Annotated in this window: 18 protein-coding genes and 1 pseudogene; 10 read left to right on the top strand and 9 right to left on the bottom strand. The window is 38.3% G+C overall.

Features of this window, described 5'->3' with window-relative positions; genetic code table 11:
* Window positions 1–144 precede the first annotated feature (144 nt).
* The 7 genes from desA to AN964_RS19715 form a co-directional block, all read right to left on the bottom strand.
* On the bottom strand, window positions 145–1,161 hold the full coding sequence (gene desA, locus AN964_RS19750) for a Delta(5) desaturase DesA (RefSeq protein ID WP_055741534.1): 1,017 nt from the start codon (window positions 1,159–1,161) through the stop codon (window positions 145–147).
* 676 nt (window positions 1,162–1,837) lie between these two features.
* Window positions 1,838–2,248 (bottom strand): permease prefix domain 1-containing protein, encoded by a 411-nt coding sequence (locus AN964_RS19740; RefSeq protein WP_055741532.1) that lies wholly within the window; start codon window positions 2,246–2,248, stop codon window positions 1,838–1,840.
* Window positions 2,245–2,574 carry a PadR family transcriptional regulator gene (locus AN964_RS19735; RefSeq protein ID WP_055741531.1) on the bottom strand — a complete coding sequence of 110 codons (330 nt, stop codon included), beginning with the start codon at window positions 2,572–2,574 and terminating at the stop codon, window positions 2,245–2,247. The genes AN964_RS19740 and AN964_RS19735 overlap by 4 nt, the downstream gene beginning before the upstream one ends.
* A 258-nt stretch (window positions 2,575–2,832) precedes the next feature.
* Complete coding sequence (pepT, locus tag AN964_RS19730) at window positions 2,833–4,065, bottom strand: peptidase T (RefSeq protein WP_055741530.1); 1,233 nt, start codon at window positions 4,063–4,065, stop codon at window positions 2,833–2,835.
* 82 nt (window positions 4,066–4,147) lie between these two features.
* Window positions 4,148–5,503, bottom strand: a complete 1,356-nt coding sequence (locus tag AN964_RS19725) for an MATE family efflux transporter (protein ID WP_055741529.1) — start codon at window positions 5,501–5,503, stop codon at window positions 4,148–4,150.
* Between the two features lie 372 nt (window positions 5,504–5,875).
* A complete protein-coding gene (locus tag AN964_RS19720; protein ID WP_055741528.1) occupies window positions 5,876–6,274 on the bottom strand; it encodes a DoxX family protein in 399 nt (132 codons plus the stop codon).
* Between the two features lie 149 nt (window positions 6,275–6,423).
* On the bottom strand, window positions 6,424–7,467 hold the full coding sequence (locus AN964_RS19715; protein WP_055741527.1) for a TDT family transporter: 1,044 nt from the start codon (window positions 7,465–7,467) through the stop codon (window positions 6,424–6,426).
* A 416-nt stretch (window positions 7,468–7,883) separates the two neighbouring features.
* Between AN964_RS19715 and AN964_RS19710 the strand changes: the two genes are divergently transcribed.
* Window positions 7,884–9,599 carry an ABC transporter ATP-binding protein gene (locus AN964_RS19710; protein WP_055741526.1) on the top strand — a complete coding sequence of 572 codons (1,716 nt, stop codon included), beginning with the start codon at window positions 7,884–7,886 and terminating at the stop codon, window positions 9,597–9,599.
* Between the two features lie 205 nt (window positions 9,600–9,804).
* On the opposite strand, the gene AN964_RS19705 is transcribed toward AN964_RS19710, so the two are convergent.
* Window positions 9,805–10,386 (bottom strand): GNAT family N-acetyltransferase, encoded by a 582-nt coding sequence (locus AN964_RS19705; RefSeq protein WP_055741525.1) that lies wholly within the window; start codon window positions 10,384–10,386, stop codon window positions 9,805–9,807.
* Between the two features lie 158 nt (window positions 10,387–10,544).
* On the opposite strand from AN964_RS19705, the gene AN964_RS19700 reads away from it, so the two are divergent.
* The 7 genes and pseudogenes from AN964_RS19700 to AN964_RS19675 all read left to right on the top strand — a co-directional run bounded on the left by AN964_RS19700 (window position 10,545) and on the right by AN964_RS19675 (window position 19,565).
* Window positions 10,545–12,272, top strand: a complete 1,728-nt coding sequence (locus tag AN964_RS19700) for an ABC transporter ATP-binding protein (RefSeq protein ID WP_055741524.1) — start codon at window positions 10,545–10,547, stop codon at window positions 12,270–12,272.
* A gap of 1 nt (window position 12,273) precedes the next feature.
* Entirely contained in the window at window positions 12,274–14,133 is a 1,860-nt protein-coding gene (locus tag AN964_RS19695) for an ABC transporter ATP-binding protein (RefSeq protein WP_055741523.1), read from the top strand.
* Window positions 14,134–14,681: 548 nt separating this feature from the next.
* On the top strand, window positions 14,682–17,099 hold the full coding sequence (locus tag AN964_RS19690) for an immune inhibitor A domain-containing protein (RefSeq protein ID WP_055741522.1): 2,418 nt from the start codon (window positions 14,682–14,684) through the stop codon (window positions 17,097–17,099).
* Window positions 17,100–17,204: 105 nt separating this feature from the next.
* On the top strand, window positions 17,205–17,384 hold the full coding sequence (locus AN964_RS19685) for a small acid-soluble spore protein H (RefSeq protein WP_055741521.1): 180 nt from the start codon (window positions 17,205–17,207) through the stop codon (window positions 17,382–17,384).
* A gap of 91 nt (window positions 17,385–17,475) precedes the next feature.
* A pseudogene (locus AN964_RS27620) lies at window positions 17,476–17,572 on the top strand (molybdate ABC transporter substrate-binding protein); the annotation flags it as partial.
* Between the two features lie 108 nt (window positions 17,573–17,680).
* On the top strand, window positions 17,681–18,346 hold the full coding sequence (gene modB, locus AN964_RS19680; RefSeq protein ID WP_055741520.1) for a molybdate ABC transporter permease subunit: 666 nt from the start codon (window positions 17,681–17,683) through the stop codon (window positions 18,344–18,346).
* Window positions 18,347–18,368: 22 nt separating this feature from the next.
* On the top strand, window positions 18,369–19,565 hold the full coding sequence (locus tag AN964_RS19675) for a class I SAM-dependent rRNA methyltransferase (RefSeq protein ID WP_055741519.1): 1,197 nt from the start codon (window positions 18,369–18,371) through the stop codon (window positions 19,563–19,565).
* A 180-nt stretch (window positions 19,566–19,745) separates the two neighbouring features.
* Here AN964_RS19675 and AN964_RS19670 read toward each other — a convergent pair whose 3' ends face one another.
* A complete protein-coding gene (locus tag AN964_RS19670; RefSeq protein WP_055741518.1) occupies window positions 19,746–20,213 on the bottom strand; it encodes a hypothetical protein in 468 nt (155 codons plus the stop codon).
* A gap of 93 nt (window positions 20,214–20,306) precedes the next feature.
* Here AN964_RS19670 and AN964_RS19665 point away from each other — a divergent pair, with 93 nt between their 5' ends.
* Window positions 20,307–21,794, top strand: coding sequence for an amidase (locus AN964_RS19665; RefSeq protein ID WP_055741517.1), 1,488 nt, complete (start codon window positions 20,307–20,309; stop codon window positions 21,792–21,794).
* A 38-nt stretch (window positions 21,795–21,832) separates the two neighbouring features.
* Window positions 21,833–22,324, top strand: coding sequence for a hypothetical protein (locus tag AN964_RS19660; RefSeq protein WP_055741516.1), 492 nt, complete (start codon window positions 21,833–21,835; stop codon window positions 22,322–22,324).

Here is a 22,324-nt window from a genome sequence, read left to right as displayed (position 1 = left end):
TACATTAGTAAATGGTAGTTTTATGTAAAAGGAAAAGACAGGTATATCATCAAATATACCTGTCTCTTTTAAAGGATATGAAAGTAAAATAAATTATTTATCCGTTATAGTTCTGTCTAGCTCCTGCGCATATCGGATTTCTTATTAGGACTGGCTTCGCAGGAAATTCCTTATATCACGATTTCCAATGAATTTTTTTGACTGCTCATCCCATAGCTTGAAGGTCAAGGATTTTAAACTTGTCCAAAGTGTTAAGGTTGGAACTTCTTGAAGGCGTATATCACTTTTATGTGCCTTTTCAAGTTGATAATTTGGAACATTGGAATTTAAGTGATGAACATGGTGATACCCAATATTACCGGAAAACCATTGCAATATCTTCGGAAGCTTATAGAAAGAACTTCCTTTTAATGCAGCTTCAACATAATTCCAGTTGTCGCCATTTTCAAAATAACCATCTTCAAACTGATGTTGTACATAAAATAACCAAACACCAGACAATGCGGCAATATAGAAGAGGGGTAATTCAACTAAAAGAAATGCCTTCCAGCCAAGGGTGAATCCTAATAATAAAACGATGGAAGTTAATATAATATTCGTCATCCAAACATGTCTTTTTTCTTTTTTTGTAGCATTTTTTCTATTAAAACGATAAGAAATTAAGAAAATATATAATGGTCCAAATATAAACATGACTATCGGATTTCTGTATGTCCGGTATAATAATCGTTTGATCCAAGAGGCTTGTGCGTATTCCTGCAAAGTTAACGTCCAAATATCACCATCACCGCGTTTTTCTAAATTTCCGTTTGTTGCATGGTGGAGATTATGTTCATTTTTCCACTGTTCATAGGAACAAAAGGTAAGAATTCCCGTAATCATACCGACAATCTTATTGGCTTTTCTGTTTTTGAAAAAGGAATGGTGTGTACAATCATGGAAAATAATAAATGTCCTTACTAAAAATCCGGCAGCAGGTATGACGCATAATAATGTTAACCAAAAGGAGACTCGAAGACTAAAATAAGCTAAAACCCATAATAGTAAAAATGGTCCTACGGAATTAATAAGCTGTCTTACACTAGCTGAGATACGTGGTTTTTCAAATGTTTTTAATTTTTCTTTCCACTCGCGAATACTATTTTTGGATTGTTTTTCCATTGTACCTTCACCTCGTTTTGATTTTAACGGACGATTCTTTTCTTTTAAAATAGTAATAATACATGCTTAAGGGCCACCATAATACTGCAAAAATGGGGTACACTGCCCAAATTTCGTTTGGGGAAGACACCATGTTTACAATGATAAAAAATACACTTATAAACAAGCTTGATGAGATTGAAAATTGAAAAAACTTTTTATGTTTTGCATGATATAAAGCCAAAGGCCACCATAACACTATAAAAGCAGGGTATATTGCCCAAGGATAGCCGGACGAAATAACTAAGTTCAAAATGGAATAATACACAATCGTGATGAAACTCCCTATGAGACCTAAGGAAATGGTTTTTCTAGCATTCTCAAATATCACCATAATTGGCCACCAAATGATTGGGTAGAATGCGTATAATGCCCAAGGATGGCTAGGGGAGTATAGAAAATTTGTTAAAAACAGGTACAAGATTATGATGATACTAATACAGAGAGAATGAATTTTATACTCCCTTTTTTTTATAAAATAAACGCTAACCGGCCATAAAAGGAGAAAAAAGACTGGATAGATAAACCAAATATGACTAGGACTTGTTAAGTAATTTACAAGAATAAAGAATAGTATGCTAATAAGGCTACCTATGGAGGCAAAAATCAGATCATACTTATGCATAGAAATCCTCCTTTATTTTTGACGTATACGCAGCCATCTGTAGAACATGCATAGAGGCCACCATAATACACCAAAGGTTGGATATACGAACCAAATAATGTGAGGGGTGTAGTAAAAATTAATAAACACTACTAATGCAATGATTAAGGCACTGCCCCAAATGGAAAAGCCTAAATCTATTTTTGACATATTTTTCTTCTTAGGTGAAGGCAGTTTTACTCCAAGTTCTTTTTCTATCTCATCAATATCCCCAAAATCGACAATTGCTTTATTAATTGCATCCTCTTCTTCTTTTCCTTGTGCCATTAAATCAAAGACCTTTTCCTCGAGATTTTCTACAATCTCTTGCTTAATCTGTTCCTTTTGTTCGCTGTCTGGAACATTTTTAAATAAGTCATCTACATGGTTTTTAATCTTCTTCATTCTAATTCCTCCATAAATAGATCAATTATTTCTTTTGTTTCTTTCCATTCTTTTACGGTTTCCTTTAAGTAAGCTTTTCCCAAGGTAGTGATTCTGTAGTATTTTCTTTTCCCACCATGAGAAATTTCTCCAAAATAGGATTCAATCAATTCCTTTTTCTCCAGCCTCTGAAAGACTGCATAAAGGGTAGCTTCTTTTATCTGAAACCGATTATCTGTCCGCAAGCTAATTTGTTTCGAAATTTCGTATCCATATTGATCCTTATCCAGTATCAATCGCAGAATAATCGAATCTAAATGCCCGCGGATAATATCACTTCTTATCATGGATTCACCTTCCATAACCGATTATTCTATCTGATAGAGTAATATTAACGCAGATTACTCTATCTGTCAAAGTAATTTTTTGATTTTATTTGTTTTGCCTGAATTTTTGTGTGAAATGCCTGAATTATTTTCTAATTTGCCTGAATTAAATTGTGATGACGAAAATGTAAGGTGTTTTGTGGAGAGAACCACCGACAAATTCAAAAGAACCAAAAAAAACGAACCCGAAAATCTCGGATTCGTTCATTTTCCACCGTATTAAGCTCTTTCCTCAAACAATTTTACAATTTCAATCACAACATTTGTTGCCTTGATCATATTATCCACGGAAATGTATTCGTATTTACCATGGAAGTTTTCTCCGCCTGTAAAGATGTTTGGAGTCGGCAGTCCCATGTAAGAAAGCTGAGAACCGTCTGTACCGCCGCGAATTGGGGCGATGATTGGTTCAATGTCTAAGTTTTTCATTGCTTGATATGCGATATCGACAATTTCTTTAACGGGCTCGATTTTTTCCTTCATGTTGTAATATTGATCGTTCATTTCTAGAATTATGTTGTCTTTGCCATATTTGTCTTGTAATTCATGAACGATTTTTTCAAGATTAACCTTTTTGGCATTAAATTTTTCTCTGTCATGATCTCTGATGATATAGGCAAGCTTTGTAAGCTCAACATCCCCATTCATGGAGAGAAGATGGTAGAAGCCATCATAGCCATCTGTATATTCAGGAGCTTCCTCAGCTGGAAGTTTCCCTTGTAATTCCATCGCAATTTTCAAAGAATTAATCATTTTGCCTTTTGCTGAGCCTGGATGAATATTGTTTCCTTTTATAGTGATTTTTGCGCCGGCAGCGTTAAAGCTTTCGTATTCTAATTCGCCAAGCGGTCCGCCATCTACTGTATAAGCGAATTTTGCATTAAACGCAGAAACATCAAATTTATGAGGGCCTCTGCCGATTTCCTCATCAGGAGTGAAGGCAACTCTTACTTTTCCATGCTTAATTTCCGGATGTTTGATTAAATATGCCATTGCTGTCATGATTTCTGTAACACCGGCTTTGTTATCAGCCCCAAGAAGAGTGGTACCGTCTGTAGTTACTAAGGTATGTCCTTTATATTGCTCAAGGCTTGGGAAATCCTTTGGTGATAATACAATATGTAAGGCATCATTCAATACAATATCGCTTCCATCATAGTTCTCTACGATTTGCGGTTTTACGTTTTTGCCTGTAAAATCAGTAGCTGTATCAACGTGAGCTAAAAATCCAATAGTTGGTACATCCTTATCTGTGTTGGAAGGAAGGCTGGCCATAACATATCCATTTTCATCGATTGTTACTTCTTCCATTCCGATAGACTTTAATTCCTCTACGAGCATGTTGAGAAGTGTCATCTGACCAGGTGTAGAAGGACATGTGTTGCTTTCCTCATTTGATTGAGTATCCACCTTGACATAAGAAGTAAATCTTTCAATGATTTCATTTTTCATGAATTCCAACTCCTTTTTTATATTTATCATACCATTAAAAAAAGACTCCCACACGTTTTAAGAATGGGAGTCTAAGAAAATCCTACGCACTGATTCTTACTTTTCCTAATCGTTCCCAAGGCTTTGTCGTCCAGCGTTTAAGTGCGAAACAGCCGCGCAGCCATTCATCCGCACCTTGGGCTATCCATACACCTAATAAGCCAAGCTCAAAATGAACACCAAGTAAATAGCTGAGGGATACGGCAACTCCCCACATCGAAATAATTCCGATGATGACAGGGAAACGGACATCTCCTGCAGATTTTAGGGAACTCATTAAAACTATATTCATTGCTCTACCGGGTTCGATAAATACGATGGCCCAAAGCACAGGCAACCCGATTGCTATAATACTAGGATCATTGGTGAATATTTTTAAAATAGGGGAGCCGACTAAAGCAATGATTAACGATGTAATAAAGGAAGCACACATCGATATTTTAAGTGTTCGAATGCCGCGATGTAGTGCTCGGTCATACTGTTTGCCGCCAATATAACGCGCGACAAGCAACTGTGTTCCTTGTGCAATAGCAAGCGTAAACAAATAACAAATCATATTTATATTTAAAATATAGACTCTTGCTGCTAAGGCGGAAACGCCGATCGTTGCTATAAAACCTGTAATGATAAGCTGTGAAAATTGATAGGACAGGTTTTCGCCGGCTGACGGTATTCCGATGGACAATAGTCCGCGAATATCGTCTCTTTTTAGTTTAAATATATCGCTTATTTTTAATTTCAATGAAAGTCTATGATAGACTAACAGCAATAGTGCCGAGACGCTGAATACACGAGCAACAACCATTGCCCATGATACTCCTGTTACCCCTGTAATCGGCAAACCGAAGATGCCGGAAATGGCAATCACATTTCCTCCGACACTAATAATATCCATAATAATGGTTACAACCATTGACTCCTTTGTATATCCGTGGCTGCGCAGGACAGCACTTAAGGCGAGTGCAATGGACTCTAGAAATAGAGATATTCCGCATATATGAACATAGGTAAGGCCGTAACGAAATACATCTCCATGAATGTCAAACATGCCTAGAAGATATTTTCCGAATAAAGCAATGAAAAGGGCTATTCCGACCCCAAACCAAAAGTTTAATCCGAAAGCCGAACGGGCAAGCTGCCTTGCATGTTTAAATTGGCCGGCACCAAGCTTCTGACCAATTAAAATAGTTGCACCAACAGAGGTGACATTGAAAATTAAAATAAACATGTTTAACAATTGATTGGCGACGCCAACTCCTGCAGCTGCATCATCAGAATAATGACTGAGCATAAGAGTTGCAATAATCCCCATTCCCATATGCAGAGCCAGCTCGATAAAAAGCGGCCATGATATATTAAAAAGCGTTTGCTCCTGATATTTATTTGTATTTGTGTCCACGAAAATATCCCCTTCATAAAAATAATACAAATTCCATTGTAAACCTATGCGAATGAGAAAGAAATTAGAAATTCCTTCACGACATGAATTATTTTGTTAATAGTTCTCCATAAAAAAAGGAGCAAGCTATATATGCTTACTCTAAAATAGAATGAAGGATGCTGATAATTTTTTTTACACAAAATTTAATGATGACAAATGTCCGTTTTATTTTCCAATCAATCGTTTACGTATTGAATTTCAATCTATACACTTTAAACAACTGGGGATGTTTATGGAATTTTATCTGGGAAGAAAATAAATAAGCAATTTACTAAAATAAAAAAACCCAAGTTAAAGATCAAACGATCATTAACGTTTGGGTTTGAGGAATTAAGGTTGATAAAAAAGTACGTACTTTCCTGGACCGATCATTGCTACACCGATTGTTACTGCTATCAATACAAAACAATATTCAAATCCATTTTTCTCAACCCAATATCCATTTTTAATATGTACAGAAAAAATAGCATCAATCATAATAATGACGATTAAACCGGCTCCGATTGGAGTAAAAACACCTGCTGCGAAAAGCAGTCCTCCAACCAATTCAAATAATCCCGCACAAATTGCCCATATTTTACCGCCTGGGCGTATTCCAATGGATTCAAGCCATTCTCCAAAATTACTTGCACCTGGACCGCCAAACCATCCAAATAATTTTTGGGCGCCATGTCCGATAAAGGTAAGGCCAATTACAAGCCGGATAATTAATAGCCCAAGGTCTGCCAACATTTGTATCCCTACTCTCGCAAAAGTAAATCGCATAGATAAGCTTAGTATAAGCTTATGTACATATTTTATACCTCTTACCGCTTTCTACCTATAGTAAAAATGGATTATTATAGCATTAAAAAACACCCGATATGGGTGCTTTTGGATTACATATTGACGGATTCTGGAATTTTAGAGGCGGTAGTTCTTCCAGTTAGAGCAATAAGAACCTCCACTACAAACAGAATTACCACTATATATGGGCCTATTGAAAGAACAAAACTTTTCGTATTCACAAAATGCGTTAAGATGCCTTGTTTGGGTAAATGCATAGAAAAGGCTAGAAGCATTCCAAACGTAAAGTTTCTTGCCCATTGACTGGTATCATAAATCCACATGCCCTCTTTCCAGCCATATCTTTTAATTCTTTGCATGGATCTCGCTATTTCGATACCTTCCACAATACAAAATGCTATCATAACCCAAATCCACACCATAACAAGTATAGCAGGTGAAACCACATCCATTGTTGCACCAACTAAACCGCTGATTGACATGGCTCCATGGATGATGCAATTTGTATTCTTCCAATTTTGCGCAAGATTTCTATCTTCAGAACGAATATATCGATTTAGGATTAGAACAAAACCCAGACCATATAAAAGACATCCAGTCCACCATAGCCATGTTCCAAATACGGCAACAAAAGGTTTTCCAAATACTGATTGGCCGGCTGCAATAATGGATTGGATGGCAACAGATGCCAATAACAGGATTCCATGGACTTTTTTTCGAAGCCGTGACCCATTTGATTTAAATAAAAGTATATAATTACGAACAATGATTGCTATATAACTAATTGTCAGTATACAGTTCAAAAGAAATAGAATGAGTGCAATTGGTCTTAAGAATAGCGCAAAGTTCATGATCACCAATATGGAGACGGATGTTGCCGCAATCCAGGTTCCAACTCCGAAACTTGATATTGGATCACAAAAATGACGTTCCCACATGACACCAAGAATCATATCGCGCACGAAAGCTATATATACAATAAATAATAATAAGAGTACTAGTGTAGTAGAAATAATTGCTAATTCTTTATGCTGAAAAACAACCTTTTGCATAGCACCTAAGAGTAATATACCGGTTGCCATTACAATAGCGCCTGCAGAGGTTGGTACTTGTTGTTTAAGAACACGTGACAGCATTGTAATCCCTTCTTTATACTTTCTTCATACTATCCGAGTATAAAATTAATGATAGTTGAAGTAAACCAAAAGTTATTTCCTGTTTTATGGTATATGTATTTGAAAAGGGGAAAGCATTGCTTCTCATCAATGGTAATGGATAATTCCAATTGAAAATGCGTGGTAGGAATAGGTAGAAATTGACGGCTGCAATCCCCTCGTTTTTTCTAAATAATGTAACAATTCGCTTGATAAAAATATCCATTCACCATATAATCCAATTATATTTTCAGGTAGGTTGTTTTCGCGATAAGTATTGCTTTTCGTCATGGACTATAATTCTAGGGGGTTATTCACTTTTAACCCAAATAAGCTTTTTATTTCGTATTCAAAAGCAACAAAGTTCAAGAAAAGAGCCTTCAGATAAGGAGTTTTTTATGATTCGACGTTTTTTTTCTTACTATGTTCCACATAAAAGGCTATTTATGATGGACTTTAGCAGTGCGGTTGTAGTTGCCATTTTAGAATTAGCTTTTCCGCTTGCAGTTCAGTGGTTTATTGATTCGTTATTGCCAACCAAAAACTGGTCCTCTATCGTGTCAGTCAGCATTGGATTATTATGTCTTTATTTGATAAGTACATTTTTGCAATACATTGTAAACTATTGGGGACATAAACTTGGGATTAATATTGAAACGGATATGCGCCAGCAACTGTTCCAGCATGTGCAAAAGCAATCGTTTCGTTTTTTTGACAATACGAAAACAGGCCATGTTATGAGTCGCATCACGAATGATTTATTTGATATTGGGGAGCTTGCCCATCATGGACCGGAAGATTTATTCATTGCAGTGATGACATTTTTCGGAGCATTCCTAATTATGTTTACGGTTAATATAAAATTAGCCCTTCTTACCATAGTGATCGTTCCATTTTTAATTTGGTTAATTATTGTTTGTAATTTAAAAATGAATCGAGCATGGAAACAGATGTATAGTGATATTGCAGATGTAAATGCCCGTGTAGAGGATAGTGTCTCCGGTGTAAGGGTAGTTCAATCCTTTACAAATGAAGAATATGAGATTAATAGATTCAGAACGAATAATCGAAAATTCAGATCTGCAAAGCTTGGCGGATACAAGGTCATGTCCTTTAGTAATTCAGGAATTTATATGATGACCCGTTTTATTACCCTGGCTGTTCTGATTTACGGTGCTTGGCTATGCTTTAATAATCAGCTTACAAACGGTGAGCTTGTTGGATTCGTACTTTATATCAATGTGTTGTTTAAGCCGATTGATAAAATTAGTGCGTTAATGGAGCTTTATCCGAAAGGGATGGCCGGTTTCAAAAGATTTACGGAACTAATCGATACAGCACCAGATGTTGTGGATGTAGAGGATGCGGTAGAGGTTCCCTTCCTGAAAGGAGACATCCAATTTAAGAATGTTACTTTCGGATACGACGAGCATAAGTTAGTGCTAGAAGATGTTGACTTAAAAATTAAAGCTGGAGAAACAGTAGCGTTTGTTGGTCCTTCCGGTGCGGGTAAAACCACTATTTGCTCCTTGATTCCAAGGTTTTATGATGTGGATAGCGGAAGTATTACGATCGATGGCATAGATATTCGGCAAATGACCAAGAGCTCCCTAAGATCCCAAATTGGAATTGTGCAACAGGATGTCTTTCTTTTTACGGGAACATTGCGGGAAAATATTGCATATGGGAATCTCCATGCGACAGAGGAAGAAATACAAGAAGCTGCTAAACGGGCTCATCTTGAAGATTTTATTGCTTCACTCCCTTTTGGATACGAAACACAAATTGGGGAAAGGGGCTTGAAGCTTTCCGGAGGACAAAAACAAAGGATCGCTATTGCGAGAATGTTCCTTAAAAATCCGCCGATTTTAATTTTGGATGAAGCGACTTCTGCATTAGATACAGAAACAGAAATGATCATTCAACATGCATTGTCGGAGCTTGCGAAAGACCGAACAACCTTAATTATTGCCCACCGCTTAGCAACGATTCGTAATGCAGATCGAATTGTTGTTGTAAATGAAACCGGGATAGCAGAAGAAGGAAAGCATGATGAATTGCTGCAAAAAGACGGTATCTTTGCGAGACTGCATCGCGTTCAATACCAAAGATGAAACAACTTGGCGGACACGAGTTCCGTTATTTGTGACAAAATGGCTTAATTTCCTATGTTTGCGGACAGAGGATCCGTTATCTTGCAAAAAAGCAGTGATTTCCTAGTGCTTTTGCGTGAATAACGGATCCTGTGTCCGCTTAGTCCTTAAATTAAGGTCGTTTAATCAAAATAACGGATTCTCTGTCCGCTTAGGATATGAATTTTTATTTTCCCCCGCTTAATCCAACCCTATATTCCGATTTCAACATCGAATAAACCACGGTATCATAAAACCTTTCGCCATCAAAATCTGTCTCACGAAGAACTCCATCTTTATGAAAACCAAACTTCTCCATTAACCTTTTCGAACCTTCATTATCTGCAAAAATATCGCCAACGATGCGATTTAATCCAAGGGTGTTAAATCCGAATTCCAGTATTTCCGGTAAAATTTCCGTCATTACTCCTTTTTTCTGAAAATCCTTATGGATGACGACACCCATTTCCACTTTTTGGTGCCATGTATGTAATTTGTGAAATCGAAACATCCCTACAACTTGGTTATTTTGCTTATGAACAATAGACCAGGGAATCTCCTTTTTTTGTTTGAAATTCTCCAAGTTCCTTAATATAGACGCTTCCAATTCCTTAATGGTTCTCACTGGATGAGGAGTAATATACTTCATGGTTTCATGGTCACTCATGAAAGGAAACATATTTGCTGCATCTTCCAATGTCAATCCCCGGAGGTAATAATTATCTGTTTCAATGACAGGAATCTCCGTAAGTTCTAATACATTACTCATTTTTTTCACCTCTGCGAAAGGTATTCGCGCCAACCCGAATAAAACCCTTTAGAAAATATTTAGGAAAGCGAAAAAAATAGTGACTATTTTGAATATGGATAGTATCTTTGAATTAGTAAATTCGCATTGCGAAATAAATGTCAAGGATGGAAATTAGGATGAGCTTCTTAAAAAAATACGCGAAAAAATACTGGCTGCCTTTTTTAATAGGGGTTATATTTGTCGCCATTGAAGCGATTTGCGACCTTATGCAGCCTACCATTATGTCCAAAATAGTGGATATTGGGGTAGCTAATAAAGACATGAATTATGTTATGCAAAAAGGGGGGCTAATGCTTCTTATTACAGCCTTCGGGGCGATAGCCGCCTCCACTCGGAATATTGTATCCAGCATGGTATCGCAAAACTTCGGTGCGGAGCTTAGGTCTGACTTATTTAAAAAAATTCAGGGTTTAACCTTTGAGAAAATTGATAAGTTTGATCGTGCGTCCTTAATTACCCGGTTAACGAACGATGTCACACAAGTTCAGACGTTTATGAACGGGTTAATGAGAATATTTGCGAAGGCGCCAATTCTGTGTGTCGGCGGTCTAATTATGGCTACACGCTTAAATCTTCACTTAGCCGTTGTACTAGCCGTTGTGGTGCCAATGGTGGCGATTTTAATCGTGATGAACATGAAGTTCGGCTTCCCTTTATTCATTAAAGTACAAAAAGCGCTTGACCGTGTGAATGGGGTAATGAGGGAATATTTATCCGGAGTTCGGGTTGTTAAGGCATTTAATCGGTTTGATTATGAGATGACGAAATTTAATGTCGCTAACGAGGAGTTCCAGGCTAAATCAATGTCTGCCATAAGGTTAATGTCCGTTTTCAGCCCTGCAATTATGCTGACCGTTAATTTAGGTATTATCGCGGTGCTTTGGTTAGGGGGAAATGGGGTTGAATCAGGAAATATTCAAGTCGGCCATGTAATTGCATTTATCAATTATATGACGCAAATCCTTTTTTCCTTAATGACGATTTCCATGGTTTTTAATATGTTTGTAAGGGCTCGTGCTTCCGCGGGTCGTATAGGGGAAGTATTTGCAGAAGAGAACGAAGTCACTTGGAAAGAGGGTGCAGTGGGAGACGCCAATATAAAAGGAAGAATTGACTTCGAAAATGTTTGTTTTTCCTATAAAGGAGCATCCGGAGAGCCTGTTTTGAAAAATATTAATCTTACATGTCTACCTGGAGAAACAGTAGGGATCATTGGATCAACAGGTTCGGGAAAAAGCAGTCTTGTTGGACTGATCCCGCGCTTTTATGAAGTCACATCAGGCTGTATAAAAGTAGACGGTGAGGACATTCGTAATATTGATCCAAAAAAGTTAAGAGAGAAAATCGCGATTGTCCCGCAAAAAACAACTCTATTTACCGGTACAGTGGTGGAAAATATTCGTTGGGGAAAAGAGGATGCGACCATTGAAGAGATCGAAAAATCAGCGACAATGGCAGGGGCACATGACTTTATATCAGCTTCACCGGAAGGATACTATACCCGTATAGGGCAGGGCGGAGTGAATTTTTCCGGGGGTCAAAAACAACGTGTTTCCATCGCAAGGGCGTTGGTGAAGAACCCAGAAATCCTTATTTTAGATGATAGTACAAGTGCTGTTGACGTGGGGACGGAAGCTAGAATTAAAGAATCACTGAAAAAGTATGCAAAAGGCTTAACATGTCTTTTAATCGCACAAAGAATTACGTCCATTATGGATGCTGATAAAATTATTGTTTTAGACAATGGGGAAATAGCGGGAATTGGCAAGCATGAGGAATTAATGAAAACATGCAGGGTCTACCAAGAAATCTTCCAATCGCAAGTGGGCAAGGAGGTGCGTTAGAATGTCGCAGGAAAGAAATGAAAATAGAGGACAGCAGGCACCGCCTCTTAGGCCGGGAGGAAATTTCAGACGCGGGAGAGGAGCACCGGTAGTAAAGCCGAAGAATTTTAAAGGAACCCTGAAAAGATTATGGTTTTATATTGGGAAGGAACGAAAACTATTATCAACGGTATTTCTGTTTATTATTATTGATTCCGCCCTTACACTGTCGGCTCCGTATCTGCTTGGAAAATCAATTGATGCTATGTCCGCAAAAGGTGGTAAGGTTGATTTTGGACTGCTGGAGATTATGATTCTCGTTCTATTGGTTACGTATATTGCAGATGGTGTTCTTACCTTTTTGCAAAGCTGGCTAATGGCCGGGGTGTCCCAACGAATTGTAAAAGGCTTAAGGAGATCTTTATTTGAAAAACTGCAGAAACTCCCAGTTGCGTTTTTTGATAATCGTACGCATGGGGAATTAATGAGCAGACTCTCGAATGATATAGATAATGTAAGCAATACCATTTCTCAGTCAACAACTCAATTAATGTCCGGTTCCATTGTTATTTTGGGTTCTTTCATTATGATGCTTGTATTGAGTCCCATTTTGACAATAGCCAGTCTTATTACCGTGCCATTAGTCTATTTATTAACCAGGTCTATTGCTAAAAGGACAAGTATCTTGTTTAAAAATCAGCAAGCACAGCTTGGAAAATTAAACGGTCATATAGAAGAAACTATTTCCGGTATTCAAGTAGTAAAAGCATTTAACCATGAAGAAAAGGCAATAGAGGAATTCGAGGAAGTAAATACAGCGTTACGAAAAGTTGGTCTGAAGGCACAAATTTTTTCGGGATTTTTAATGCCAATCATGAACGTAATTAATAATATTGGATTTGCTGCGGTTGCCATTGTCGGCGGTATTTTAGCGGTGAAAAGCATGATCACAGTAGGGGTAATTGCCAGCTTCTTAAGCTATTCCAGACAGTTTGTCAGACCGCTTAATGATCTTGCTAATATTTTTAACGTGTTGCAATCAGGTGTTGCCGGCGCAGAACGAGTTTTTGAAATTTTAGATGAACAAGAGGAACCGGAGGATTTACCGAATGCAGTCGAATTAAAAAATCCAAAGGGTCATGTTGTATTTAAGGATGTCAGCTTCGGTTACAGACCTGATGTGCCTATTCTAAAAAATATTAATTTCGAGTCCCAAGTGGGCACTAGCACCGCGTTAGTTGGCCCAACTGGAGCCGGTAAAACCACCGTTATAAATCTTTTAACCAGATTTTACGATGTGACGAGCGGGAGTATTTACATTGATGGCCGTGATATAAGGGAGTACACAAGAGACAGTTTAAGAAGATGCTTTGGTATTGTTCTCCAGGATACGTACTTGTTTTCAGGAACGATTAAAGAAAATATTATGTATGGAAACCCGGATGCTACCGATGAGGAAGTGGAAAGGGCAGCAGCAATGGCGAATGCCGATCTTTTTATTAACAGGCTACCATTGAAGTATGACACGATGTTATCAGAGAATGGGGGAAATTTAAGCCAAGGTCAGCGGCAGCTGCTCGCGATTGCAAGGGTTATTTTATCTAAACCTTCATTGCTTATTTTAGATGAAGCGACAAGCAGTATTGATACTCGGACAGAGCTCCATATTCAAGAGGCATTATTGAATATCATGCAGGGTCGTACGAGCTTCATTATCGCCCATCGTTTGAATACGATTAGGGATGCGGACACCATTATGGTCGTGGATCATGGGGAAATTATGGAGAAAGGAAACCATGATCAGCTGATGGAGAAGCAAGGAAGATATTATAGTATGTTTTTTAATCAATTTAAAAATATGGAGAATGCGATCGAATCATAAAATATAATCTCCTGGAAAGGGTGCAATATTACTTTCCGGGAGATTTTTTTGTTTTGAGGCGCTTCATTAAAATGAGTAGTTTTTAGGCATTCTACAAAACTTTCTAGCGAAAAGGGACCTTTTACTTATGCCTAACAGGACCTTGGAATGAGATTGATAGAAATAGGTCAAATACTATCGAATCATTTTCTTCTTGTGACAAAATTCGATGAAGGATTTTTTCTCATAAATTCTGAATTGTATAACATATAAAAATTATTTTTTGACGGAGCATTGGAGGGATGTTCAGATCCGTCTGGGACGATTATTTTTAGAGTTAAAAAAGTATAAGTTTTTTATTTCAAAGATCATTTAACAAGTCTAGACTCTGTCTAGCTTCAGCGCCTATCGGCTAGCGGATTTCTCCGTCTCCTCCCTACGATAAGTCAACATCAGCTCGTGAACTACCTCGCTGTGTTTCCTTTATCTCAGTCGAAGACTACGAAATCCGTACGCCGATGAGCAAGGCGCTTGCGCTTTTATTATTATCATGATGGGGGGAAGTAGTTTTGGGAGACTGGAAGAAGAAATTAAGTGTTCCATTGTTATCAGCAGGGCTTGTAATTAGTTCATTTGCTGTAGGAATCCATGCGGAAAAGGCAGCAGCACCAAATGTAAAAAGTTCTGTGGCTAGTGATGTAGCGCCGATTGATTTAGGAGTTGCCAATAGTGATCGTCTAATTGAGATGCTAAAGAAAAATGGCACTATTGCAAAGGATGCATCACCTGCGGAAGAAGATAAGGCACTGCAGAAGTATTTGCATAATATGGCGTTAGCTGCAGGTTCTTCGAAGGAAACAAATTCGTTTGCCAGAAATGCTGCAGCTGTTAAAGAAGCAATGAAGCAAAAAATGGATAGTAATGGGATTTATAAAGGGAAGGGAAATAAAAACGGGCAGGCAAAACAATCGGTTGTAGCACCTGTTCAACCAGAAAAATGGGACGGGAAAGAAAGAAAGGATGAAGTTCTCGTTCTATTAATCGATTTTCCTGATTTACCGCATGGGCAATTAACGCCGGAAGAAACGGATATGTATTATAGCGGGCAGGATGCATATTCGCATCAGCATTATCAGGATATGATATTCGGCGACAATGGTTATGTAGGACCAGATGGTAAAACGAAAATTTCTATGAAGCAATTTTATGAGCAGCAATCAGGCGGCAGCTATACGGTGGATGGAGCGGTTGCAGGTTGGTATACTGCGAAATATCCAGCAGCTTACTATGGCAAACATAGCGCATCTGGTGGTAATGATGCTAATCCTAGGGCTTTAATTAGAGAAGCATTAGCTGCAGCTGCAAAAGATCCTGCAATAGGTGATTTGAGCAAATTCGATAAAGAAGATCCATATGATCTAGATGGTGATGGGAACACAAGAGAGCCAGATGGTATTATTGATCACTTAATGGTCATTCACTCTGGTGTTGGGGAAGAAGCCGGCGGAGGGAAAATTGGTGGAGATGCGATTTGGTCTCATAGCTGGGATCTAGGCGGTGTTTCTCCGATTCCAAATACAAAAACGGATGTGCCATATTGGGGCGGACAATTAGCTGGATATGCCTATACTGTGCAACCGGAAGATGGGGCAGCAGGCGTTTTCGCTCATGAATTCGGACATAACCTAGGCTTACCGGATGAATATGATACTTTATACAGCGGTTCGGGTGAGCCTGTCAGCAACTGGTCTATCATGTCAAGCGGAAGCTGGACCGGTGCAATTCCAGGTACAGAGCCTTCAGGATTTAGCCCGTATGATAAGGAATATTTACAGACTTCCATGACAACTCCTGATTTTACGCCAAACTGGCAAACAGGAACAGAGATGGATTTCAAAGATGTAACTTCAAAAGGTACGGAGCTTCTTCTCGATGAAGCAAGTTCAAAAGGTACAAATAACGATGTAGTGAAGATTAATCTGCCTGATAAAAAGCAAGCGATTAACAAACCTACAAGCGGAGCAGCGGAGTATTTTGGTGGAAGTGATAATAATCTGGATACGAAGATGACCGCAACAGTTGATTTAACCAATGCCAAAAGTGCCGAATTATCCTTTAAAACATGGTACTCTATTGAACAGGATTTTGATTATGCCTATGTAGAAGTGAACGGAAAGGGTGTAGAGGTTCCTTCCATTTCAACAAAGTCTAACCCTAATGGGGCAAATCTAGGCAATGGAATTACTGGTGATTCTAACGGATGGAAAGATGCGAAAGTCGATTTAACTTCTTATGTCGGACAAAAAGTTCAAATAAGCTTCCATTATAAATCCGATCAATATGTAGCTGAACCAGGGTTTTTTGAGGATGATATCAATGTTACGGCGGACGGGAAAAATATATTATCAGATGATGCTGAAGGAACACCGAAATTTGATTTAAGTGGCGGCTTTAAAAAGTCAGACGGTAATAAATATACGAAACATTATTATTTGCTTGAGTGGAGAACACATAACGGTTCCGACTCCGGTCTTGCACATATTAACAAACGAGGAACCATGCTTTCGTTTGATCCAGGTTTAGTGGTTTGGTATGTAGATAATGCATTCGATAACAACTGGACAGGACCGGGTTACCATCCTGGCGATGGATTCCTTGGTGTTGTAGATGCCGATCAGCATAATAACGTGTGGCATGATAAATTGGGGACAGTTTGCGACGCGAATAAATGCTTAGCTTCCAATAGCTATCAGGTTCATGACGCAGCATTTAATACAGAGAAGGGAACTGATGTGACAATTGGTGATAAATCATTCTATCTAAAGGACAACTTCACTCAAAAGAATGCTATATTTGATGACAGTCAAAATTATTCGAATCCGGAAAATCCTGATGTTGGACGAAATATTACAAGCTATGGCTTGAAGGTCCGTGTTACGGGGCAAAGTTCGGATGGAACTGTTGGTAAGATATTAGTTTATAAATAAGATTTTTAACCCTCCTCAGTGCCTGATGAGGGTTTTTGTCTGATAAAGGAATAATCCTTCTTCTGTAATGAGAGGATAATACCTAGAAAAGGAGGCTTAATTAAAATGAATAGACAACGTGCTCAAGAAATAGCAAGTTCCCCCGTGATGGCAAATGTTACATATAATGGAACCCCAGTCTATATCCAAAATGTCGATGAAAAGGGGGAAACCGCCCGAATTTATCCCCTCGATCAGCCTGAGAATGAACAAGAGGTTTCTGTAAATGAATTAATAGAGCATTAGAAAGGAAGAGGATCAGTTCTTTTTTAAGAGCTGATCTTTTTTCTTTAATAAATTCGAACAGATAAATGTTACTATATAGTAAATAAGTTTTGTTAGGCAAGTATTGAACTATGTGGAGTCTTGCCAATGACGATGCGGGGATCGTTTACAAAACGAATGCACTTTTATCTAAAAAGGTAAGGATTGTTACGACTGTTTGCAGGAATCGTGAAAAATATTAAGCATTATGAACAAGTTTGACTATCTATAAGAATCTGGAAGTGTTGAGAAAATATAGGTTTAAAGGATTGTAGAGAATGGTCCATGATTTTTGGTCACCAGTTAAAGTATCCATTGAGGTAGCAATTATATCTGGAATCATCGTCCTTATAGTTGGAGTATGCTTGGGAGCTATGATGGCGGGTAAAAAGTTCAAGGGGAAGAGTGTGGTGGAAACGTTGTTTTTGCTGCCGCTAGTTTTACCGCCATCCGTAGTGGGATTTTTATTAATTGTCACTTTTGGCAAAAATAGTCCTATCGGAAAGCTTTATGAGTGGGTTTTTCACCAGTCTCTTATATTCACATTCAGTGCGGCAGTGATTGCAGCAGCGGTTGTGGCGTTTCCGCTCATGTATCAATCCGCTAAAACGGGATTTGAAGCAATTGATTCGGACATTGTGGGAGCCGCGAAAGTAGATGGGGCAAATAGAAGAGTTATTTTTTTGTTTGTTTTGCTTCCGCTTGCATTTAAATCCATTATTTCCGGAGGAATTCTTAGCTTCGCACGCGCACTTGGAGAGTTCGGAGCTACCTTAATGTTTGCTGGGAATATTCCCGGCAAAACCCAAACGCTTCCAACGGCAGTTTATCTTGCTATTGATGCGGGGAATATGAAGCTTGCCTGGGCATGGGTTGGATGTATAATCGTGATTTCCTTTTTTATGTTAATGATCATTAATATAAATAGGAAATCGGAAAAATAATGTTGTAGATTGGACGGTTTTCATGAATAGAGAGGTAAGCGTACAAGTAAAAGCAAAATATGTAAATCAATATAAAAAAGGATATCCGCTCATTATAAAAGATTCATTGGCAAATATTAGTGGATTAGATAACGAAGGGATTATCATTAAACTGGTAGATGAGCGCAAACAGTTTATTGCGAAGGGGTATGTTGGACGGCAGAACAAAGGATATGGATGGGTACTAACGCAAAAAGAAAAAGAGGAAATAAACGAGAGTTTTTTTGAGAAGAAATTAAGTGCCGCATTTAAGAAAAGGGAGCATTTCTTCGAAGATTCCGAGACGACTGCATTCCGAGTCTTTAATGGCGAGGGCGATGGAATAGGCGGTCTGATTATCGATTATTACGATGGCTATTATGTGATTAATTGGTATAGTAAAGGAATCTATCATTTTAAGACATTCGTTCTACAGGTATTGGAGAAACTTGTTGAATTTAAAGGTGTTTATGAAAAAAAGCGCTTTGACACAAAAGGTCAATACATAGAAGATGATGATTTTGTCATGGGGGAACGGGGCAATTTTCCAATCTTAGTAAAAGAAAATGGGGTCAACTTTGCGATCTATTTGAACGAGGGTGCAATGGTTGGGGTATTTTTGGATCAGCGTGAGGTTCGAAAAACCATTCGTGATCAATATGCTAAGAATAGGACGGTCCTTAATCTCTTTTCCTATACAGGAGCATTTTCTGTGTTTGCTGCTGTGGGCGGTGCTTCAAAAACAACTAGTGTTGATGTTGCGAATCGAAGTAAAGCGAAAACCACTGAGCAGTTTACAATAAACGGAATCGATGCTGAAAAGCAAGATATTATAGTGGAAGATGTTTTTCATTATTTTAAGTATGCGGTTAGGAAAGGATTGCAATTTGATATGGTAATCCTTGACCCTCCAAGCTTCGCTAAATCAAAAAAACATACATTTAGTGCCGCAAAGGATTACAAAAATCTATTAAAAGATGCGATTTCGATTACAGAAGACAAGGGAATCATTGTGGCATCAACGAATTGCAGTACGTTTGATATGAGGAAATTTAAGGGATTTATCGATGCAGCTTTCAAGGAATCTGGTGTGAAATATAAGTTGAGAGAGGAATTCTCTTTGCCGGAAGATTTTCGGACAATACCGGAGTTTAAAGAGGGTAACTATTTGAAAGTTGTATTTATAGAAAAGTTAGGATAAAGTAAAACCCCTTATGTTAGAATAATTCAACGTAAGGGGTTTATCATTTGGTTCAGTTTTTCATTATTCGTATAGGTATATAGTCCTGTTTCGGTCCATTCGAGGGTAATTTCGGTCCGTTCGAGCAACATTTCGGGCTATTCCGATAAAAATTCGGTCCATTCAGGAAAAAACACTGCTCTAAGCTCGTTCGAATCCCTCTTCATGTAAGTATTCTGCTGCCTCCCCATAGGAATTAAACGTCCCATCAAGGTTCAACCCCGCATAGACATTCCACATATCATCCTCATTTACGAGGATTAATGTATGTCCTTCATCATTTTTCCACTTTTCTTCAGGATAATCCTCCACAATCGCAGCTTCCTCGAGCGTTCTGGACAAGGACAAAATGGACTTTTCAATGATAGTCCGCAGCTCATCTTCGGAAAAATCTCGAATATTAACCATTCCTCGTTCATCAGTGTCATATTCGCTTAAAAATTCCCCATATACAAATCCATTTCCGTTTGGATGAAGATGATAGACAACATTTTTCTTATCGGAAACACTTTCTTCATAGTGAAAATTCACTCGTCCCAAGGACACGTTCTTTCTTTGTAATTCTGGAAATGATTCCGCAATCGCTAGTTTTTCTTCAAAAGTTAACATTATTCCTCCATCTTTTTTAGGCAAATTTGTAAAATACATTGTATCATATAATCAATGAAGAATTCATTTCGTGAAAAGTTAAGGAGAATTTAAATGGATACGTATTCAACTTATGATGGATTAGGATTAGCAAATTTAATAAAAACTAAACAAGTTTCTCCACAGGAATTAATAGATGCGGCATTTAAACGCTTGGAAGAGGTGAACCCGACATTAAATAGTGTGATTCGTACGAGGAAAGAAAAAGTAATGAAAGAGGCGGAAACCGTTTCAATTGAAGATCAGCCTTTTGCTGGGGTGCCAATCGTACTCAAAGATATCTCTCAAGCAATCGAAGGAGAACCTTTAACAGCAGGCGCAAAGCTCTTAATGCAAAATATCGCAAAACGTGATTCCAATTTTGTATCACGTCTCCGTAAAGCAGGATTCTTATTTATTGGACAAACCAACACACCAGAGTACGGGCTTAAAAATATTACAGAGCCGGCTGTATATGGACCAACAAGAAATCCTTGGAATACGGATTACTCTGCGGGTGGCTCGAGCGGCGGCTCAGCGGCAAGTGTAGCGTCAGGGGTAGTTCCAATAGCAGGTGCAAGTGATGGAGGTGGCTCTATCCGAATACCGGCATCCTTCACAAGCCTTTTCGGATTGAAGCCTACGAGAGGCCGAACTCCGGTCGGCCCGGGTGTAGGCCGACAATGGCAAGGGGCATCCATTGATTTTTGCTTATCAAGAACGGTCAGGGACAGTGCGGCGATGCTCGACCTTTTACAAACAATCCAGCCGGAAGCTGCCTTTCAGGTGCCATTGTTTCCGGGAAGCTATCTGGAAGAAATACAAAAAAATCATAATCGAAAATTCAAGATTGCATTTACGACGGAATCTCCTGTCGGCACACCGGTGAGCGATGAAGCGATGCAGGCTGTCCACAATGTTGCAAAATGGCTTGAAGAACAAGGGCACGCTGTCGTGGAACAATCCAATTCAGTGGACGGCATCCGCTTAATGGAAAACTATTATTTAATGAACAACGGAGAAATCTCCGCTATGGTTATTGATATGGAAAAAGCTCTTGGCAGACCGATTACAGCAAATGACATGGAAATTGTCTCATGGGTTATTAATGTTGCAGGTAAATCTGTCACTGCAGCGGAATTTACTAATAGTTTAGCAGAATGGGATATTGCAGCTGCCCAGATGGCTAAGTTCCATGAAAACTATGATTTTTATATAACACCAGCAACAGCGTTTCCTGCTCCAAAAGTGGGTGAGCTTACTCAAAATCAGCAAGAAATAGAAGAGCTAATGAAAGTTACAGACCTTATCAAAACAGAACAGCAAAAACTTGTTTATGATATGTTTTTACCAAGCTTAACTTATACACCGTTTACGCAATTAGCTAATTTAACCGGGCAGCCGGCTATAAGTGTGCCAACGCATCTTACTTCTAATGGTCTTCCTCTTGGTGTGCAATTTATCGCGCCTAAAGGGAGGGAGGATTGGCTACTCTGGATGGCAGCACAATTAGAACAGTCTGATTTGTGGGTAGGTATGGAAGGGAATCCATTGTTTAAATAATAAGTTAAACTTAAAAAAGTAACAAAGGATGTGTAACCTTGAAAAAAATCGGATATATTTTTATTGCCTTTTTCCTTTGTTTTGCCGGAGTCGCTGGATGTTCGAACAAAACAAGTGAAGAAAAGCCACAAAAAGAGTCCGGAATTGTTGTATTAGATAAAGATACAATAAACCAATTTAAAATGGGTACAATTAAAGGAATCCCCTTTAAACAAGACGACCGCACTCCTATTGATGAAATAACAAAAAATTGGGGAAAGCCAGATAAAATTATCGACAACGAAGACATCAAAGATTACGTGTATGTTAAAAAAGGACAAAAAATCACCTTTGTCGTAGATGAAACCAATATCGCCTATATCACTTTGGTTGAATTAAATATGTCTATAAAAGAAGCGAATAAAAGGCTGGGCAATCTTCACAAGGTAAAAATGACGACGAAGATTCTCCAATATCCAGAGGGTAACTATATCGTTCAAATTGAGTCCCTATCTAATAACAAAATTTGGCTAAGCTTGCGAAAAAAATAA

Source organism: Heyndrickxia shackletonii (assembly GCF_001420715.1).
Taxonomy (GTDB): Bacteria; Bacillota; Bacilli; order Bacillales; family Bacillaceae_C; genus Margalitia; species Margalitia shackletonii.
This window is presented reverse-complemented; position numbering and strand designations above follow the sequence as displayed.

Coding starts and splice junctions, on each gene's coding strand:
- desA (WP_055741534.1), bottom strand. CDS start 1,161: ATGGAAAAACAATCCAAAAATAGTATTCGCGAGTGGAAAGAAAAATTA.
- AN964_RS19670 (WP_055741518.1), bottom strand. CDS start 20,213: ATGTTAACTTTTGAAGAAAAACTAGCGATTGCGGAATCATTTCCAGAA.
- AN964_RS19695 (WP_055741523.1), top strand. CDS start 12,274: ATGTCGCAGGAAAGAAATGAAAATAGAGGACAGCAGGCACCGCCTCTT.
- AN964_RS19715 (WP_055741527.1), bottom strand. CDS start 7,467: ATGCTGTCACGTGTTCTTAAACAACAAGTACCAACCTCTGCAGGCGCT.
- AN964_RS19665 (WP_055741517.1), top strand. CDS start 20,307: ATGGATACGTATTCAACTTATGATGGATTAGGATTAGCAAATTTAATA.
- AN964_RS19685 (WP_055741521.1), top strand. CDS start 17,205: ATGAATAGACAACGTGCTCAAGAAATAGCAAGTTCCCCCGTGATGGCA.
- modB (WP_055741520.1), top strand. CDS start 17,681: ATGGTCCATGATTTTTGGTCACCAGTTAAAGTATCCATTGAGGTAGCA.
- AN964_RS19735 (WP_055741531.1), bottom strand. CDS start 2,574: ATGATAAGAAGTGATATTATCCGCGGGCATTTAGATTCGATTATTCTG.
- AN964_RS19740 (WP_055741532.1), bottom strand. CDS start 2,248: ATGAAGAAGATTAAAAACCATGTAGATGACTTATTTAAAAATGTTCCA.
- AN964_RS19705 (WP_055741525.1), bottom strand. CDS start 10,386: ATGAGTAATGTATTAGAACTTACGGAGATTCCTGTCATTGAAACAGAT.
- pepT (WP_055741530.1), bottom strand. CDS start 4,065: ATGAAAAATGAAATCATTGAAAGATTTACTTCTTATGTCAAGGTGGAT.
- AN964_RS19710 (WP_055741526.1), top strand. CDS start 7,884: ATGATTCGACGTTTTTTTTCTTACTATGTTCCACATAAAAGGCTATTT.
- AN964_RS19675 (WP_055741519.1), top strand. CDS start 18,369: ATGAATAGAGAGGTAAGCGTACAAGTAAAAGCAAAATATGTAAATCAA.
- AN964_RS19700 (WP_055741524.1), top strand. CDS start 10,545: ATGAGCTTCTTAAAAAAATACGCGAAAAAATACTGGCTGCCTTTTTTA.